Source organism: Rhodococcus olei, from assembly GCF_039540555.1.
Classification (GTDB): Bacteria; Actinomycetota; Actinomycetes; order Mycobacteriales; family Mycobacteriaceae; genus Rhodococcus_G; species Rhodococcus_G olei.
The window spans coordinates 1-1,122 of record NZ_BAABFB010000081.1 but is presented as its reverse complement, the minus strand read 5'-3'; the positions used below and the strand labels follow the sequence as shown (position 1 = coordinate 1,122).

Genomic DNA, 1,122 nt, shown 5'->3' with positions numbered 1-1,122 from the left:
CAGTCGATCCGCGACCTCGGTGACAAGGTCACCGCCCGGCACATCGCCGAACGCGCGAACGCGCCGATGGCCGCCGGCACCAAGGACCCGGTCAAGAACGCCGACGAGGTCGTCGAGTTCGCCAAGCAGTACGGGGTGCCGGTCGCGATCAAGGCCGCGTTCGGTGGCGGTGGCCGCGGCATGAAGGTCGCGCACACGATCGAGGAGATCCCGGAGCTGTTCGAGTCCGCGACCCGCGAGGCGATCGCCGCGTTCGGGCGTGGGGAGTGCTTCGTCGAGCAGTACCTCGACAAGGCCCGCCACGTGGAGGCGCAGGTCATCGCCGACCAGCACGGCAACGTCATCGTCGCCGGCACCCGCGACTGCTCGCTGCAGCGCCGCTTCCAGAAGCTGGTCGAGGAGGCCCCGGCACCGTTTCTGACCGACGACCAGCGCGACCGGATCCACAACTCGGCGAAGGCGATCTGCAAGGAGGCCGGCTACTACGGTGCCGGCACCGTGGAGTACCTGGTGCAGGGCGACACCGTCTCGTTCCTCGAGGTCAACACCCGGCTGCAGGTCGAGCACCCGGTCACCGAGGAGACCGCGGGCATCGACCTGGTGCGTCAGCAGTTCCGGATCGCCAACGGCGAGAAGCTCGAGATCACCGAGGACCCGGCCCCGCGGGGGCACGCGTTCGAGTTCCGCATCAACGGTGAGGACGCCGGCCGCGGGTTCCTGCCCGCGCCGGGCCCGATCTCGGTGTACCGGGAGCCGTCCGGTCCGGGTGTGCGGGTGGACTCCGGTGTCGTGCAGGGCGATGTGATCGGCGGCCAGTTCGACTCGATGCTGGCCAAGCTGATCGTCACCGGCGAGACCCGTGAGCAGGCCCTGCAGCGGGCGGCGCGGGCGTTGGCGGAGTTCGAGGTCGACGGTCTGGCGACGGTGCTGCCGTTCCACCGGCACATCGTGACGAACCCGGCGTTCGTCGGGGACGGCACCTCGTTCGAGGTGTACACCAAGTGGATCGAGACCGAGTGGGACAACCCGATCGAGCCGTACGCCGGTGCCGGTGCGGTGGACGCGGACGGGGAGGAGACGCTGCCGCGGCAGACGGTGGTCGTCGAGGTCGGCGGTCGTCGG

The 1,122-nt window shown here is 70.0% G+C and carries 1 protein-coding gene; it reads left to right on the top strand.

Translation table 11 applies throughout. The features are described from left to right. The coding region (locus ABD951_RS27920; RefSeq protein ID WP_345353425.1) for an ATP-binding protein at nt 1–1,122 on the top strand (1,122 nt) is incomplete at both ends.